The organism is Pseudoalteromonas sp. SG45-1 (assembly GCF_014164135.1).
Lineage (GTDB): Bacteria > Pseudomonadota > Gammaproteobacteria > Enterobacterales > Alteromonadaceae > Pseudoalteromonas > Pseudoalteromonas distincta.
This window is the reverse complement of the sequence record NZ_JACJEP010000003.1, coordinates 53,307-70,159: the sequence shown is the minus strand read 5'-3', so window position 1 is coordinate 70,159 and position 16,853 is coordinate 53,307. Positions and strand designations below refer to the sequence as shown.

General features: G+C 38.4%; 16 protein-coding genes and 1 other RNA gene. 7 read left to right on the top strand and 10 right to left on the bottom strand.

The window, feature by feature from the left end:
* Positions 1-13 precede the first annotated feature (13 nt).
* Positions 14-385 (bottom strand): YraN family protein, encoded by a 372-nt coding sequence (locus tag H5117_RS04015; RefSeq protein WP_149602130.1) that lies wholly within the window; start codon positions 383-385, stop codon positions 14-16.
* A gap of 24 nt (positions 386-409) precedes the next feature.
* Positions 410-2,287 (bottom strand): penicillin-binding protein activator, encoded by a 1,878-nt coding sequence (locus tag H5117_RS04010; protein ID WP_182736241.1) that lies wholly within the window; start codon positions 2,285-2,287, stop codon positions 410-412.
* Positions 2,288-2,348: 61 nt separating this feature from the next.
* On the opposite strand from H5117_RS04010, the gene rsmI reads away from it, so the two are divergent.
* Both rsmI and rnpB read left to right on the top strand, forming a co-directional pair.
* Positions 2,349-3,206 carry a 16S rRNA (cytidine(1402)-2'-O)-methyltransferase gene (rsmI, locus tag H5117_RS04005; protein ID WP_154903851.1) on the top strand — a complete coding sequence of 286 codons (858 nt, stop codon included), beginning with the start codon at positions 2,349-2,351 and terminating at the stop codon, positions 3,204-3,206.
* 41 nt (positions 3,207-3,247) lie between these two features.
* An RNA gene (gene rnpB, locus H5117_RS04000) (RNase P RNA component class A) lies at positions 3,248-3,625 on the top strand.
* Between the two features lie 267 nt (positions 3,626-3,892).
* Here rnpB and H5117_RS03995 read toward each other — a convergent pair.
* A complete protein-coding gene (locus H5117_RS03995) occupies positions 3,893-5,047 on the bottom strand; it encodes a lipase family protein (protein ID WP_182736240.1) in 1,155 nt (384 codons plus the stop codon).
* 32 nt (positions 5,048-5,079) lie between these two features.
* Complete coding sequence (locus H5117_RS03990) at positions 5,080-5,610, bottom strand: DUF6795 domain-containing protein (protein ID WP_154903853.1); 531 nt, start codon at positions 5,608-5,610, stop codon at positions 5,080-5,082.
* A gap of 320 nt (positions 5,611-5,930) precedes the next feature.
* Here H5117_RS03990 and H5117_RS03985 point away from each other — a divergent pair, with 320 nt between their 5' ends.
* Positions 5,931-6,269: a transposase gene (locus H5117_RS03985; RefSeq protein WP_259395014.1), complete on the top strand. Its 339-nt coding sequence runs from the start codon at positions 5,931-5,933 to the stop codon at positions 6,267-6,269.
* 289 nt (positions 6,270-6,558) lie between these two features.
* Here the strand turns inward: H5117_RS03985 and H5117_RS03980 are convergent, their stop codons facing one another.
* On the bottom strand, positions 6,559-7,638 hold the full coding sequence (locus H5117_RS03980; protein WP_182694723.1) for a mechanosensitive ion channel family protein: 1,080 nt from the start codon (positions 7,636-7,638) through the stop codon (positions 6,559-6,561).
* 127 nt (positions 7,639-7,765) lie between these two features.
* On the opposite strand from H5117_RS03980, the gene H5117_RS03975 reads away from it, so the two are divergent.
* Positions 7,766-8,719, top strand: a complete 954-nt coding sequence (locus H5117_RS03975) for a YihY/virulence factor BrkB family protein (protein WP_182670939.1) — start codon at positions 7,766-7,768, stop codon at positions 8,717-8,719.
* Positions 8,720-8,722: 3 nt separating this feature from the next.
* Here the strand turns inward: H5117_RS03975 and H5117_RS03970 are convergent, their stop codons facing one another.
* Both H5117_RS03970 and H5117_RS03965 read right to left on the bottom strand, forming a co-directional pair.
* Entirely contained in the window at positions 8,723-9,610 is an 888-nt protein-coding gene (locus H5117_RS03970) for a LysR family transcriptional regulator (RefSeq protein WP_182736239.1), read from the bottom strand.
* A gap of 88 nt (positions 9,611-9,698) precedes the next feature.
* Complete coding sequence (locus H5117_RS03965; RefSeq protein ID WP_182736238.1) at positions 9,699-12,803, bottom strand: EAL domain-containing protein; 3,105 nt, start codon at positions 12,801-12,803, stop codon at positions 9,699-9,701.
* A gap of 201 nt (positions 12,804-13,004) precedes the next feature.
* Between H5117_RS03965 and H5117_RS03960 the strand changes: the two genes are divergently transcribed.
* The gene (locus tag H5117_RS03960; RefSeq protein ID WP_182736237.1) at positions 13,005-13,847 is read left to right on the top strand and encodes a pirin family protein; all 843 of its coding nucleotides are present in this window, start codon (positions 13,005-13,007) and stop codon (positions 13,845-13,847) included.
* 21 nt (positions 13,848-13,868) lie between these two features.
* Complete coding sequence (locus H5117_RS03955) at positions 13,869-14,843, top strand: glutathione S-transferase family protein (RefSeq protein ID WP_182736236.1); 975 nt, start codon at positions 13,869-13,871, stop codon at positions 14,841-14,843.
* Positions 14,844-14,846: 3 nt separating this feature from the next.
* Here H5117_RS03955 and H5117_RS03950 read toward each other — a convergent pair whose 3' ends face one another.
* From H5117_RS03950 to H5117_RS03940, 3 genes are read right to left on the bottom strand one after another with little or no spacing between them, the layout of a single operon-like run.
* A complete protein-coding gene (locus tag H5117_RS03950) occupies positions 14,847-15,089 on the bottom strand; it encodes a hypothetical protein (RefSeq protein WP_024596383.1) in 243 nt (80 codons plus the stop codon).
* Position 15,090: 1 nt separating this feature from the next.
* Complete coding sequence (locus tag H5117_RS03945) at positions 15,091-15,546, bottom strand: hypothetical protein (RefSeq protein ID WP_024596382.1); 456 nt, start codon at positions 15,544-15,546, stop codon at positions 15,091-15,093.
* 6 nt (positions 15,547-15,552) lie between these two features.
* Complete coding sequence (locus H5117_RS03940) at positions 15,553-15,891, bottom strand: hypothetical protein (protein WP_002957982.1); 339 nt, start codon at positions 15,889-15,891, stop codon at positions 15,553-15,555.
* Positions 15,892-16,387: 496 nt separating this feature from the next.
* Between H5117_RS03940 and mraZ the strand changes: the two genes are divergently transcribed.
* Positions 16,388-16,846: a division/cell wall cluster transcriptional repressor MraZ gene (gene mraZ, locus H5117_RS03935; protein WP_007582904.1), complete on the top strand. Its 459-nt coding sequence runs from the start codon at positions 16,388-16,390 to the stop codon at positions 16,844-16,846.
* Positions 16,847-16,853 lie beyond the last annotated feature (7 nt).

Below are 16,853 nucleotides of genomic sequence, written 5' to 3'. Positions count from 1 at the left end.
TTTGTATTTGCGTTTAAAATACATTTTTAAGCCAATTAATATTAGGAGATGCTTCTCCTGTAATGGCTACATAATCAATTCTTAGTGCTTGGTTAGTTAAATTTTTAGCTGCTAAGTAATGATAAATACTACGTTTTAATCGAGCTTGTTTTTGTGGGCTAAGTGCATAGTTGGCACCGCCACGGGCATTATTTTTGCGAAACTTGACCTCAATGAATACAAGGGTGTCGCCTTCTTTCATAATGACATCAAGCTCGCCAAAGGGGCAGTAATAATTACGTTCAATGGGTGTTAAGCCTTGAGTAACTAAGTATTTTTGCGCTTCAAGCTCATAATACAGGCCTTTTTCGCGACTATTGTGCCACAGCTCTTTAAACCACGACATGCCGCCCCCTTAACTTAATAAAGTTTAATTTATAGTTTGTATATCACCCGCTGATTGCATAAACAATGGTACCGGGCGTTGTGTTTCTAATTGCACAGGCTTAATGCGACGGTTTGTATATTGAGCCCAGTCGAGCATACGTTCTATATGGCCGCTGGTATTAACAGATAGCTTACCACTTAAACCACTATATTGATTGCCTGGCATTACGCTTAACTGTCTAATGTCATGTAATATTGATACAGCATCGTACGCCATTGCAAATAAGCGTTGGCTAATATCAATTTGCTCAGGCCATAGAGAGTTGTACTGCTGGCGTAAATTATGTTGTTTAATTTGTGAATCAAGCATCCACGGTAATTCTGTGAAGTATAGGCCGTCTAAGTCGCCTTTGTCTGTACTGTCAATTTGTTTACTATGACTTTTAGAGCTTGCATAAAGTGGAATGCGATCAGCAAATGTACTGACGTTTACATCAAGGTAAGGTTTAATTAAGCGAGTTTCTATGGCATCACCCAAAATATAAATAACGTCTATATCACTGCGTGAACGCGTTTCGTTTTCTACTTCTTGCTTAAATAATGCTTTAACTGTTTGTATGCGATCTTTTGACTTATCAACTTCTAATAAGCTGGTAATTGTGTTTGGCATATCTTTTTTATCGTTATAAAAACCGATTTGTGGCTTGGTTTCGCTGTAGCGTTGCCACTGTAGGTTAAAATAATCAACTAAACGTTGGCCATTTGCATTATTTGGCGCAAGCAGCATAGGCTTTTGATAGCCCTTAGTTAAAAAGTGTTCCAGAGCTTGTTGTACTTCGTGCTCAGGGTTCAATGCAAAGTAATAATGCTGAAGCGAAATGCGCTCACCATCAAAGGTGTTTAAATGCAGTACCGGAGTATCAATAAGAGTTTGTGCATTGGCTAGTTTATCAATATTTGCTTTAAGTAGAGGACCAATTACAAAATCAGGCTTTATTTCTTCAAGTTGCGCTGCGATTTCCTCAGTGCTTAGGTTTTCATCAATAAAAATAGTGTCGTTGATAGTTTGCGTATCAAGTGCAGCTAACACACCCGCTTTAAGCGCATCACCTAAGCGTTCGTTAGGGCCTGATTGTGGAAGCAACACAACTAAACGCTCTATATTAATAGGGGCGAGCTCAGTAAGCATTTCGTCTTGTTCAGGTAATACAGAAAAAGCCGGATGCCCAATATAGCGCCTGCGCCAATTATTAATTGCTTGGTCTAGCTCCACGCCACTACTTGCATATACTTGATAGTATAGACCAAGGTTTACCCAGCCTTGCTGGATAACCGAACCACGGTTAAAACGTTCAAGCGCATATGAAGAGAGCTGTTTTAAGTTATCCCACAAATTTTGATTGAGCTGAGGGATTTCTATATTGTTTTTTGTAGCTGTTTCAGAAGCTCTAAAGAAATAGGGGGCAGCTTTTTTTGGAAAATTTTGCGATGCATAAATACTGGCTGTTAAAAACTGATGCCAAGCAAAATGCTCAGGTTGAGTAAGTTGTCCGTCTAGCGATTGTAAAATCACCAAAGCTTGATCATTCTTATTCTGTTGTTTTTGTGCAAATGCAATATAAAGACGGTTTTGGATTTGATCAACACTTGCGGTTAATTCAAGCTCATTACCAATTTTCTCTAACAAAGGCCAATTTTGCTCACTAATTGCAGCATCACGGGCGCTATACAATAACTGTATTTTATCGGCACCTTGGCGGTTTTGCGCCAATTGATAGATAGATTGCGCACTGGTTGCCTGATTTTGCAGTGCATTAGTGCGGTTACTTACGTTATCGCTGTTTTTAGTTGGTTTTTCGGTTGTGCTACACGCCGATAACCCTGACAATATAATTAATAGACTAACTAGTTTAAGTCGCACAATGATTTCCCAATACGTTAACGCGATTTGCTTATATTACTGACTGACGCAGGAGACCTCAATGTTAAATGAGGAGAATTCACAGAAAATTGGCACTCTTTACATTGTTGCCACCCCAATTGGCAATTATGACGACTTAAGTCACCGTGCCATTGCGACATTATCGCAAGTTGACTTAATAGCTGCTGAAGACACTCGCCATACCGGCAAGCTACTTAGCCACTTTGGAATTAAGGCAAAAACGTTTGCATTACACGACCACAACGAAAAGCAAAAAGCACAACAAATTATTGATCAACTTAATCAAGGTTTAAATATTGCTTTAGTATCTGACGCTGGTACGCCACTAATTAGTGATCCAGGCTACGCGGTTGTAAATCTATGTCGTGAACAAGGCGCTCATGTTACACCTGTTCCAGGTGCATGTGCTGCAATTACAGCCGTATGTTGTTCAGGCTTACCAACCGATCGTTTTCAGTTTATTGGTTTTACGCCAGCTAAAAGCAAAGCTCGCCAAGACTTTTTTACCGAAGCTGTTAACTCAGGTATTACCAGCATAATGTACGAAAGTACGCACCGTATTATGGCAAGCCTTGATGATTTAGCACTAGCTCTTGGTGATGAGCAGCAAGTTGTGTTTGCTAAAGAGCTAACCAAAACCTTTGAAACATTTTTTAATGGTAGTGTAAGTGAGCTTAAACAGTTTTTAACAGATGATCCCACTAAGCAACGCGGCGAAATTGTATTAATGTTGCCGGGCAAACCAAAACTAGTAGACGATGTTCCACCAGAAGCGCGCAAAATGCTGGCACTGCTTGAGAGTGAAATGCCAATGAAAAAAGCCTGTGGCGTTGTTGCTGAATACTTTGGAATGAAGAAAAACGCTTTATACAAAACAATTATTGAAGAAAAAGAGTAAATTTTACTGCGCTTGGTATTAGCCTCATGTATACTGCGCGCCGAGTCAGCCAAGATGATCGCTGCCTGTGACGAAAATGATCAGGGGGAGGAAAGTCCGGGCTCCATAGGGCAGAGTGCCAGCTAACGGCTGGGGGGCGTGAGCCCACGACAAGTGCAGCAGAGAGGAGACCGCCAACCTCGGTTGGTAAGGGTGAAAGGGTGCGGTAAGAGCGCACCGGGCCGCTAGTAATAGTCGGTTGCAAGGTAAACTCCACTCGGAGCAAGACCAAATAGGGTTCTATCATTTTAAATAATGAACGCGTGGCCCACGTTGGAACCGGGTAGGTTGCTTGAGCCATAGAGCGATTTATGGCCTAGACGAATGATTATCACTTTCTTCGGAAAGGACAAAACCCGGCTTACCGGCTGACTCACTCATTAAATAGAAAGCCCGCAGTTAACGCTGCGGGCTTTTTTGTGCTTGTAAATTAAGGCAAGTAATTAGTTTTTGGCTATCTGTTTGCAGTACTCGTTAGAATTTCAACAAAGAGTGATAACCGGGCAGTGAGAAATTATGATGTATGAAGTCAAGATTTGGCCCCGTTGGCTTTTGCACATTGGCTTTTGTTAAATTTCACATAACACTAACAGCTTTACTTGTTAATAAAAAACCGCCATTTGGCGGTTTTTTTGTATAATTTCATTTTAGGAAGGTTTTGCTAATGCTATCGCTTCACCCGCAAGTGCGAAAATATTTTTAAGCATTAATTGTAAAATATGTCTAATCGAAGCGTAAGTAAAAGAAATTACCTTAAATGGATAGCCACAAAATGTTAGTATGTGCCCTAAAATCCCTTTTATATCTTTGGTACAGTTTTTAGAGAAGTCAATGCTATCAGCTAATGCTTTAGCTATCTGATCGTACACTGTGAGAGCGTTCGATAAATGATTTTGTATCGCATATAGCTTACCAGTATCACGTAAATGAGTTATTAAAGCTGCACCAATTTTCCTAGCCCATTTAGACGTGCGGCTACATTCGAGCCGTCTATCATAATCAAGCCTTACCTCTTCTTGAATTCGTTTTTCCATTCCTTTGTTGATAGCAGAGTAACTTTTGAAGTTGCTTGCTGTATGTAAATATCCTGGCGTCTCATTAGTCATACTATGTGCTTTTGGAGTAATAGTGGCAGCACCGTGTAAAATATATTCTTGTTCAGTATGCATAAATGGCCACACAGGCACTAAAGGAACTGGATCTGCGGCATGTACGCAACGATAGATGTTGTTATCTGTTGCGGACTCTGTTTTTACAGCAAAGCTATTATAACCAACGCGCGGCGCACCAAAAGTATATAATTTTACATTGGCACCGAAACGTTGCTTTAGCCAGTTAGCAGCTAAGTTTGCTAAAGCCCCACCTAAACTATGACCTACAACATGAATGTTTAACTTTTTCTTAGTGCTTTTTTTAAAGTATAGTTCTAACTGATTTTTGAAAGAGTTAAATGTATGGTTAAAGCCTGCATGTACAGGTTGATTATTACTACAAGTACTTAAGCCACAATGTAAATCAGTGACAACATCACGAACTTTAGCCGTGCCTCGTAAAGCTAAAACATAATCATCTTCATCTTCATATGCTCCTTTCTTACCCTCTGCAATGCAGCCAAAATTGGTCGAGTGGTTAAAAACTCGTTCGAGAATAGAACCACTTACACCTTTTATAGATTCTGATTCGAATGAAAATAAAGAGCTAATTCTTTCAAAATATGGATTAGCTCTCAAGCCTCTTTTGTCAAGGCTTTCGTATGAGGTAGCTGCAAAATTAGCAGCTATTGCAGGGCTTAAAACATTCATTAATATTTCCTTATAATTTAGTTTTTGATTTATTAATTATTATCCGTTTCAATTTCTGAAAGGTCAAAATAAGCATTTTGTTCCACTACTTCAAAATCATCAGACCAACGACAAATACTTAAAGCCTCAAATTTATAGCCTTCAGTTTTCTTATTCTGAAATTTAAAAAGAACCTTTCCATTAGAGATGTCGGCTATTAATTGCCTTAACTTTCTTGCATATTCCTCTCGATATTTAACGCCTGATAATCTAGAACCCCAAAGGCAATATTCTTCATTATTGTAGGATAGATAAATAGCTTGAGAAGTGAAAATCTCAGCAAGTGGGACTGCTGGTTGATTAGAACGGATATTAATTTCAGGTAATGAGAAGCCCCCATTATTATCCGTGTAAGTGAAATCTTCAACACTTTTACCATCAGAAAAATTCAATACTCTCTCTATTTTTACATTCGATAAAGGTTTGCCTTTTTCACTAGCTTGGCCTTTTACCTCAGGGCACAAGTGCACTTTGTAAGCACCAATATGATTACCAAACTTTTTAAGTGTTGTTAAAAATGACATAAACAAGAAGCCTTAAAAATAGGCTGTGAATTTTTTGTGGGGAGGCTACATGATTCCCTTGCAAACTTTAATATTCACATGCCTTTGTAAATAGATCTCATATGATAAACAAGCTTATATAAAGTACAATAGTTAAAACTTAAGATGTATAGATAAAGCGAAAGATAAAGCTGGGCGCGAAGAAAATGACTTTGAGCTAAGGTCATTAATATAAAGGTAGGAGGGTGTTAACTGCTTTTTAGCGATTCGGCAGGGTCAAATCTTACCTTCATACATCAATGATCTAGATTTATAGTTTATTGCTCATTGAGTTTATTATTATGGCTAGACCACTACGAATAGAGTATGAAAATGTGTTTTATCATGTGATGAATCGCGGAAGAGGGCGTGAAAACACCTTTTTGAGTGATGACGATTCTAAGCATTTTTTATACTGCATTGAGGAAGCCAGTTTTCGTTTTAATATTGAAGTGCATTCGTATTATTTAATGACCGATCATTACCACCTACTAATAAAAATCCCTGATGCAAACATGGGCAGAGCCATGAAACATATTAATGGTCTCTATACGCAATATTCTAATAGAACACATAATACAGATGGTGAACTGTTTAGAGGTCGATACAAGGCGGTGTTGGTGGATTGTAGTAGTAACTAGACCAGACTAGCTGTGGGCATCTGACCAATGAAGTAAATTTAAATCCAGAGAAAAAAGAAGCAATGCGGGCGGCATAAAATTTTATTTGATGCGACAACTAACTTGAAAAACTCCGCAAACAAAGGGCAAAAGTCGATTAATATCCTATAAAGCCTTTTGCCTTTTCATAAGATACTTCCTAACCAGCGTTAATATATATTAGCGTTGATTACTTATTTTGCTTATTTTGCTTATTGGGTCGAGAGTATTAATATTGAGCTAAATACTAATATATACAACTTCAGCATTATTAAATAATATTTTTACCTTGTTCTGGGTCTCTTGATTGCTCTGCTTGTTCACGTATTTCGTCGGTATCACTGCTCACATCATCAAGTGTTTTAGTTTGATCAACTGTTTCACTTTTTTCGCTTTGCACTTGCGATGGTTGTTTTTCCTCTAAATTAGAAACATTTTCACTAGGGTCGGTGAGTATAATTCTTTCTCGTGCATCATCAGGCATGCTGATGTTTTGTTTTGTGAACTCATTGACTAATTCGCGCATAAGCTGGGAAGCTACTTTTAATGGACTGTGTTGCTCGCTATTAACCCAAAAATACAAAACGAAGTTAATAGTAGATGAGCCTAAGTTTTTTATTAAAACCTGCGCAGGTGGATCGCTAAGCACCGCATTTTGTTGATTGGCAATAGCTAGGGCAAGAGTTTGTGCGCTGCGTATATCATTATCATAGCCAATACCAATTTCTACTTTTCCGCGCATTTTTGGATTGGCAGTCAGGTTTTTAATAGTATTTTTATATACCGTCGCATTGGGTATTTGAATATGATTGCCATCGTAATCAACAAGTGTGGTTGCTCTTGCGGTTACTTTTTTAACAACGCCTAAACGATTGTCTACTTCAATTACATCGTCGATTTTGAAAGGCCTCTGTATGCTCAGTAATAAACTAGCGATAAAGTTCTCAGCTATGTCTCTAAAGGCAAAACCTAATATAAGTCCTATTAGTCCCGTTCCACTCATAATGGCGACAGCAAACTCGGTAAGCCCTGCTAAACGCAGGAATAAGTACACGCCAAATAAAATAATTAAAGTGCTTATACTGCGCCTTACAACTAGATGAACTAGTTTACTGTCAGTCATGTAGTCAACAGGCTTTATAAGCAATCGAGAAAGTGGCCCTGCAATTAAATAGCTTAATGCTAAAAGTATTATACCGAGTAATAGTGTGGGTAATATTTGCGCTGTTGCATGAAGTAATTGCACAGCTTGTTCATGAAAAAACTGCCACGTAAACACATCGCCTTGAAAACTTTGCGTGCTGGGAGGCGTATTGTTTAAAGCTATAATGTTTGATTGGCTACTAGGCATGGCTTATCGTCCGTGTTTGGTTTTTATAATCGCTAATATTAGGTAACAGCAAGTTTAGTACCAAATACTTTATTTAACTTGGCAAACATTTTGCTGTAGTAATGTAATACAAATATTGAGGTTTAGAATGAAAGAAGCTAAACGAGGACAGCAAGCTGAGCAGCCTGGTCATATCCCTTTTATAGGTTGGTGGGATATTGTTAAGCGCATTTTTAAGCAAATGAGTGAAGATAACTTATCTATAGTGGCAGCGGGTGTGGCATTTTATGCGTTACTTGCTATTTTTCCGGCCATTGCGGCGATGGTATCTGTGTATGCGTACTTTTCATCCCCCGCAGATATTAGTGATCATTTAAGTAAAATAGTTACTTTGCTCCCACCAAGTACCAGTGAACTAATTTTATCTCAGGTTTCTAGCCTTGCTAAAACATCAAGTGCAAGCTTGAGCTTAAGTGCAATTGGTACGCTTATACTTACCATTTGGAGTAGTTCTAAGGGCAGCCAAGCACTTATTACTGCGTGTAATATTAGTTATCGTGAATATGAAAAACGTTCATTTTTTAAAGCTCAATTAGTACGCTTTTTATTTTCGGTAGGGGCGATTGTTGTCGCAATTTTTGCGTTATTAATTATTGGTATTTTGCCTATTGTGCTTAATTTAGTGGGGCTAAAAGAAAGTATAGATTTATTAATTAAACTCATCTCTTGGCCATTATTAGCTTTTACCTTTAATTTTGCATTGGTACTTTTATATCGTTATGCCCCACACCGTAAACCGGCCAAATGGCGTTGGATCACGATGGGTTCGTCTATTGCTACTGTGCTTTGGATTTTGGCATCTATAGGTTTTTCTTTTTATGTGTCGCGTTTTTCTAGTTACAACGAAACTTACGGCTCACTAGGTGGTGTAGTGATCATGTTGATGTGGTTGTACATCAGCGCTTATATAATCACATTAGGTGCTGTTATTAATGCTGCAACTGAGCAGCAAACAGGTAAAGACAGTACTATAGGCCCAGCTAAAGAGCGCGGGCAGCGAGGCGCCTATGTGGCAGATCACCTCGATGTAAAAAATGAATAGCTATTAGCTAGCTAAGTTAGTGAGAGCCGTAAGCTGCTCTTTAAACTCTTGTGCTGCAGGACCAAGCCTGTCGTTGTCGTTGCACATTAAATATAAATTAAGGGTACGGGTTGTACCTTGGTCTAAATTAAGTGGGATGAGCGTTTTATTTTCAATTAAATGTGCTATTTGTGTTTTTGGCAGCCAAGCGTAACCCAAATTTTGACTAACCATATCAATAGAGTTGCGTATATGGCTGACTGTCCAGCGCATATCAGCACCTAACCAGCCATCATTGTGACTGGTGTGGGTTGCTGAGTCGCGAACTACTATTTGCCGGTGTAGCTTTAAATCGCGAAAGTTGAGTTGTTCAGTTTGTTGGTGTAATACATGGTCTTTATGCGCAACGGCTATAAACTCTATATCGCATAACGTACTGCAACTAATTCCATAGATAGGGATTGATGAAATGGCTAAATCAACCACTGAGTTATGTAGTAATTCGTTTGCACCGGTTAGCACGCTTTCTACTAAATCAATCTTTAAAAGCGGGTAAAGTTCACTCGTGTTAGCAAGTGCCTGGTATAAAATGGTGTGTGGAAAAACCTCATCAACAGCTATTTTTAACGTGCTTTCTACGCCTTCGCTTAGTGTACTTGCTACCGATTCTATTTTAGTTGCTTCTTCAATTAAAAATTCAGCTCTGCGTAAAATTAGTTTACCGCTATCGGTTAAAAATGCTTTACGACCTTTTACTTCAAGCAACTTAATTTGCAAGGCGGCTTCAAGTTTTTGAACAGCATGGTGTACGGTTGACTGACTTTTATGTACAGCCGCACTTGCGCCTGCGAACCCGCCATGATCTACAACCGCTTTAAACATTCGCCATTGCTCTAATGTTGCTTTTGCCATTTTTAAATCCTGTTACTACTTATATCTGATTGCTTAATTTGACCGCGCAGACGCATTATTTATTGCGTAACAGTGATTTTTTGTTTATTTATTTTAATAAAGCGACTTTTTTATCAGCTAGAAGTGCCATAAAACTGCTTTTATTTAAAGGTCTTGAAAATAAATAACCTTGTCCGTAATCACATCCGGCTTCAAGTAATAGCTGCATTTGTAATTCAGTTTCAATTCCTTCGGCGATTACTTTTAAGCCTAGTTGATGCGCCATAACAATTATAGCTTCACACAGTGCAAGTTCTTGACTGCCTACTTGGATATTATCAACAAAACGTTTATCTATTTTTAAATAATCGGTATCCATTTCTTGTAAGTAAGCGAGTGACGAATATCCTGTACCAAAATCATCAAGGGCAAGCTGCATTCCTGATTTTACTATTTCTTTTAAGCGACGTTGCGTTAATGCTTCGGGGTTAATCATTAGGCCTTCAGTTATTTCTGCCACAATTGAGGATGCAGGTAATTTTGCAGCTTTTAGCATATCGTACCATTCATCTATACCACTCTCTGGCGTGGATAACTGCACTGGCGACACGTTTACACTTATTTGAAAAGTGTCATCGGTTAGGGTTTTTATATCGTTAAGCGTTTGCAAGGTTTGAGCAAATACAAATTGGCCAATTGCATTTATTTGCCTAGTTTCTTCAGCAAGAGGAATAAATGCGACAGGGCTAATTAGGCCTTTTTCGGGATGTTGCCAACGAATAAGTGCTTCAGCTTTATGAATATGTAAATCATTCAAAGCAACAATGGGCTGATAAAACAACTCAAACTGTTCAAGTTCAATGGCACTTCGTAAGTCTTTTAATAGCACCATGCGCGCGTGTGCATATTCGCGCATGTCAGCAGAGAAAAATTCAAAACAGTTACGACCATTACTTTTTGCTTTATACATAGCCTGATCGGCTGCTTTTAAAAGCTGTTCAGTATTTTCACCATCATTAGGGGCGCATGCTATGCCCATGCTGGCGCTAATAAATAACTCTTCGTTTTCAAGATGCAAAGCCGACGATAGGCTAAGCAAAATATTACTGGCAATTTGATTAATATGACGCGTACTTTTTATACGATTAAACACAATAACAAACTCATCACCACCAATACGTGCCACAAACTCAGCATTTTTTGCCGACTGGACTATACGCTGAGATACGAGTTTTAATAAGTTATCACCATAGTGATGGCCTAATGTGTCATTAATATCTTTAAAGTGATCTATATCTAAAAGCATGACAACCAATTGATTGTCGGGAGTAACAATGTTTGAAAATCGTTGATTTAATCGCTCCTTTAACTCTAAACGATTTGGTAAGTCAGTTAGGTGATCATAGTGAGCTTGTCGCCAAATTGTTTCATCGGCTTGTTTTTTCTCAGTGAGGTCTGTAAATATCGCGATTCGACGAATAGGTGCGTTGTTTGTATCATAAACCGTATCGATTGTGAGCCACTCAGAGTATAGCTGCCCGTTCTTTTTACGGTTAATAACCTCGCCTTGCCAGCGGCCTGTTTGCTGTAATTCAGACCACATTTTATTGTAAAAATTCTTATCATGTTTTCCTGATGAAAGAATTGAAGAGGAGCGCCCAATAACTTCTTCTTTACTATATAAAGTCGTTTTGCAAAACGCAGGGTTTACATCAAATATTATACCCGCTGGATCGGTGATTGCCATGCCTTCACTACTGTTGTTATACACTAGCGAGGCAAGGTGGAGTGCTTCTTCATTTATTTTTCGTTGTGTTATATCTCTTAGCACAACAACGTATTCATTTTTACTTTGCATTGCACTAATACGCGCTTCAAAGCTGCGTTTAGGATCTGATTTTTCGAGTGTAAATTCTAAATTACTCGAAACATCAAGCTTAGATAACTGCGATAACAAAAGCTGAACATTGCTGTGTGAAAGTATTGATGATAAATGAGGTACTGCAGTGCTGTTTGGGTTTACTTGAGGCTTAAATTGCCCCGTTATGTTGAGAATATCGCCATGGATGTTAATTCTAACGTAACTGTCGGGTAGAGTATTAAGCAAGCTGGTAAGCTCATCGTGCTTGTTTTTTAAATTAGCTTCAGCTGTTAACCTAGTTTGCGCCATTGATTTAAAGCGCTGATAGAGAGTATTTAGCTCTGGATTATTTGGCTGTGTTTTTTGTGACGGCATTTCGCCCTTAGCCAACACGTTTGTTGCATTTGTTAGATTATTAATTGGGTCGATAATGCTGGTTTTAAGCAGCTTACGTGCAATTAAACATAGCACTAGCAGTGATAAAATAAACACACCAATCGCTATAAAAAAATTATTATTTATTTGCTTTAAAGCATGCGTAATAGGAAGTGCAATATGTATATTTAAGCTGTTATTACTCGGATCTTTATAAATAATAGAGTGATGAAGCATTCGATCTTCACCCTCAATAGATTTTATTTTTGTTAATGCCTCATTATCAATCGAAGAATCAGTTGCTAATAAAGTCTTTGCAATATTATCGCCAAGGGCTGCAGTTGTTGGTGGGTAACGCGCTAAAATTTTTCCATTAGAATCAGCGATTGCAGCAATAGAGCCAGTCGGCAGTTCAATATTATTAAAAGCATTGTTCCACCAGTCAAGCGCAACAACGATAACTACAACGCCCTGAATTACATTTTTTTTATTAATGATAGGCAACGCAAAGTTAAGGGTGTTTTTTTGCAAGTTTCTATCGTGCTGAAAATAACCTACCGACAATTGGTTACTTTTTAAGGCATTTTGAAAATACGCACGATCTGCAATACTTATTGTTTTGGTTAATCCGCTTGTTGTACACATAACAATGCCATTTGGATCTATAATCCCGATATTGGCAACATGGGCATAAATAGCTCTAAATTGATTAAAATAATTAGGGCAGGACGTTGCTATATTTTCTTTCTTACTTTCCTCTTTAGCCAAATAACGCGCTAAACGGTCAATATCATCGACTAAGTGCTTTTGCTGTAAAATTAATTGCTTAGCAATGTTTTCTACTTTTTTTTCACTTTGCTCAATAGAGTGGTGGCGTTCAAGCAGCAGAGTAAAAATAATTACAGCGGTGCCCGGAATACTTAGCAATATAAGCAAACGATAAAGCTGATGTTTGAGAGAATAAGTAAAAATAACCATTCCTTAGTTTCGTATTTTGCAATAACAATTGTAGCCAAATTCACTCCAAATAACCATAGTAATTATAAGGTTGAAAATGTAACCAATGAATCAATGTCGTTCTATTTTTTAGAACCTTAAGCTCGATTTAAAGACATAGTTGTTTTGTTTAATGAATGATTTAATAGCCTCATAAACTTATTCTTTAGAGTGAATTAAAAAATGAAAATATCAAAAATACTTACAGCTTATGCAACTCAAGATGGCGATGGCGTGAGCATTAGCCGTATACCTGGGTTTGATGGTAAATATTTAGATCCGTTTTTGATGATTGATGAACTTAAGTCAGACGACAAAAAAGATTATATGGGAGGCTTTCCAGAGCATCCGCACCGAGGAATTGAAACGTTTACTTATATTCTAAAAGGTGGCTTTGAGCATCGTGACCAAATGGGTAACAAAGAAGCAATTAAAGCAGGCGATGTGCAATGGATGAGCACAGGGCGCGGCGTCATGCACAGTGAAATGCCACTCGCTGATGCTATAGATGGTCTGCATGGCTTTCAAATTTGGATAAACATGCCAAGCGCAGAAAAAATGCGTGATTCACGTTATCAAGATACGACTAAAAACCCAGCTCCTAGTTTTACAAATACGCAAGGCGTGACGTTAAAAGCACTTGCGGGATCGTGGCAGTTCGAAAGTGAAACGCTTGCAAGCGAGCTGCAAAGTTTAGCTGCTAATGCGGCGCTCGCTGATATTACATTACCTGCTGGTAAAAGCATTTATTTAGAGCCTCTTAGCCAACAAAAAGTAATGCTTTATATTCATAGCGGCTCACTAATAATGAGCGACAATCAAACAATACCAGCGGGTAAGTTACTTATTTTAGAACCAGGCAGTGATATTAATATTAGCTCTGAACAAGGCGCTGGCGTTTTGGTTTTTGCAGGCGATCCACTTAATCAGCCAATTGCTCATATGGGTCCGTTTGTAATGACGACGCAAGCTGAAGTACAGCAAGCAGTGCGTGATTATCAAAACGGCGAGTTTGGCAAAATATAACGGTATTTTTAGGAGAGTTTTATGGGATTATTAGTTAACGGCCAATGGCAAGATAAATGGTACGACATAGATTCAAGTAACGGTAAGTTTGAACGCGAAACGGCGCAGTTACGTCACTGGGTAACTGTTGATGGTAGCGCTGGAATAACGGGCGAGGCTGGTTTTAAAGCACAAGCGAACAGGTATCATTTATATGTATCACTTGCGTGTCCTTGGGCGCATCGAACGCTTATATTTAGAGCGTTAAAAGGGTTGCAAGATTTAATTACGGTGTCGGTTGTTAGCCCTGATATGCTTGATAGTGGTTGGGCTTTTGATACGCAAAACCACAGTACTGGTGATGCTTTATTTAATAGTAACTACTTACATCAAGTGTATACAAAAAATAATCCTAAGTATTCCGGGCGAGTTACAGTACCCGTATTGTGGGATAAAAAGCTAAATAAAATTGTCAGTAATGAGTCTGCCGATATTATACGTATGTTCAATAGTGCGTTTAATGAGTTAACAGGTAATAACGATGACTACTATCCGGAGGCACTACGACCAAAAATTGATGAATTAAATGCGTTGATTTATCCAAATATAAATAATGGTGTTTATCGTACGGGATTCGCAACAACTCAAGATGCATACGAAGAGGCGTTTAACGATTTATTCAAAGCACTCGATAAAGTAGAAGGGATACTGAGCAAGCAGCGTTATTTAACAGGTAATAGCCTCACCGAGGCAGATTGGCGACTATTCACTACACTCATTCGGTTTGATAGTGTGTACGTTGGCCATTTTAAATGTAATTTACGCACAATTGAAAGCTATCCTGCATTAAGTGGATACCTTAGGGAGCTATATCAAGTTAAAGGAGTGGCTGAAACAGTTGATTTTTATCATATTAAGCGTCACTACTATTTTAGTCACACAATGATCAACCCAACACAAGTTGTGCCAAGTGGTCCAAGTATTGATTACTTATCTGATCACGGTAGAAATGTTTAGCGCTTAAGCTATCAAGTTCACTAGCCAGCCGTATTTTCTTACGAAGCTGGTTTCGCTTTTACCCGCTTGTACTGCTGCACCTGCGATAAAGGCACTTGAAAGCCCAACTTTGGTTACGGCAAAACGCTTTAGTCTATATTGGAACGCTGCATGATGTTGGCGTTTCAATTCACTGCGCGTATCCATTTGCTTACTTAGAGCATCAACGTTTTCATTAGGTGCTTTAATTAAGTAGTTAACTAACATACTAATTTCCTTGTAAGTTAAATAGCTGCTTTAAACTTTTAAGTGTTTTACTAAAGCCAATTTTATTGCTTAAGTAAACTGTATTTTTCCAAAGCCATATTAAACAAGCAACTTGTAGTAAAGTAGCTGTTGCTATACTTAGCCATACCGACCCAAAAACATCGTATACACCGTATCCAACAGCACCTAGAAATCCTGCCCACAACAAAACCAAACCACTGGCAAAGCATCCTAAAAATATAGTGATCAATGCAAGCGATCTAAGCGATAACCGCCATTCAGCTTTAGCAAGCTGGTGGGTGATCTTTCCTTGAGTTTGGTAATCATCCTTGAGCTGCTTAGAATACTCTAAAAGCATTGCAACATGATCTTGCCAATCGTCCTTTTGGCTATGTTGCTCAGTAGTTTGGTCTTGCGCATTACCATCCTTGGTTGCTGTTGTTTGTGGGTTATTCATCACTAATTACTTACGACGAAGTAGTGATGTGATTAACATACCCGCAGCAAAAGCAATACCCGCAGTTGCTAATGGATTTTCAGAAGCAAAAGCACGAGTTTTTGCAGTACATTCGCTTAGTTTTTCACGTGCAATAAGTTGTTTTTCGCTCAATGCATCTGCTGAGCTAGAAGCTCCTTTACGCACACTGCTTTCTGCTGTTGCAGCTTTGCTAGAAAGTGCATCTACAGCATCGTGCGCCGCTGATGTTGCTTTCTCTGTAAGAGGAGACTCAGTATTTGTTAGTTTAACGTCAGGCTTAACATCTGAAGTTGTATTTGGTTTCGTATTCGTTGCAGTAGCCATAATCAATCCTTAATAAGTTAAAAATTTAAATAGTGATTTAGATGATGCAATGATTAAACCAAACTTGTTATTTATTTTAACTGCCTGAATTTGATGTATTTTGTTTATTGTTTTTAATTTTTGATAATTAGTATTTTAAAATAAACAGTAACTATTACTACACGGCTAGGTAAATTTTACAAAGAGGATAAAAACGCCTTAAAAATTGTAAATATTCATTGGTTATTCAGTAAGCAATGCATGTAAACAGAAAGTTATAAAAGCAAAGCTGATATTTTTCTTTACCTCAATCCCACTTTTTCCCACGTAATTCAAACGCTTCGCTTGAGCCCTTATTTTTTCTAGCTTTGAGACTCACTAAAGCTGGTCAGCTTACTTGACAAAATGGCTTGTCAAGCCCTAAACTGGAGCACTGTGGTAAAAAGTGGTTTTTAGTGGATCTCATTGGATAAAATAAACAAAAAATTGAATAAAACAATTTCAAAGTAGGTTTTTTATGTTTCGTGGCGCGAGTTCACTGAGTTTGGATGATAAGGGGCGTTTTGCGGTACCGACAAAGTACCGAGAATCTCTGTTGTCTGAAGATCAGGGGACAGTTATTTGTACCGTCGCATTAAATGAACCGTGTTTATGGTTATATCCATTGGCTGAGTGGCTCGAAATAGAAAGCCGTTTAGCGAAAATATCTAATATGAATCCACGAGCTCGACGAATGCAACGTATGTTGCTAGGTAACGCTACAGAGTATCAACTTGATAAAAATGGTCGAATTTTGCTTGCGCCGTCATTACGTGCCCATGCATCTCTTGGCAAAAAAATCATGCTGGTTGGTTTGATGAATAAGTTTGAAATTTGGGACGAGGCGCGTTGGCACGAGCAAATGCAGCAAGATACTGAGCTTGAAAGGCTTGGTGATTTTGAACCTAACCAAGATTTAGATAATTTTACACTCTAACGGCACA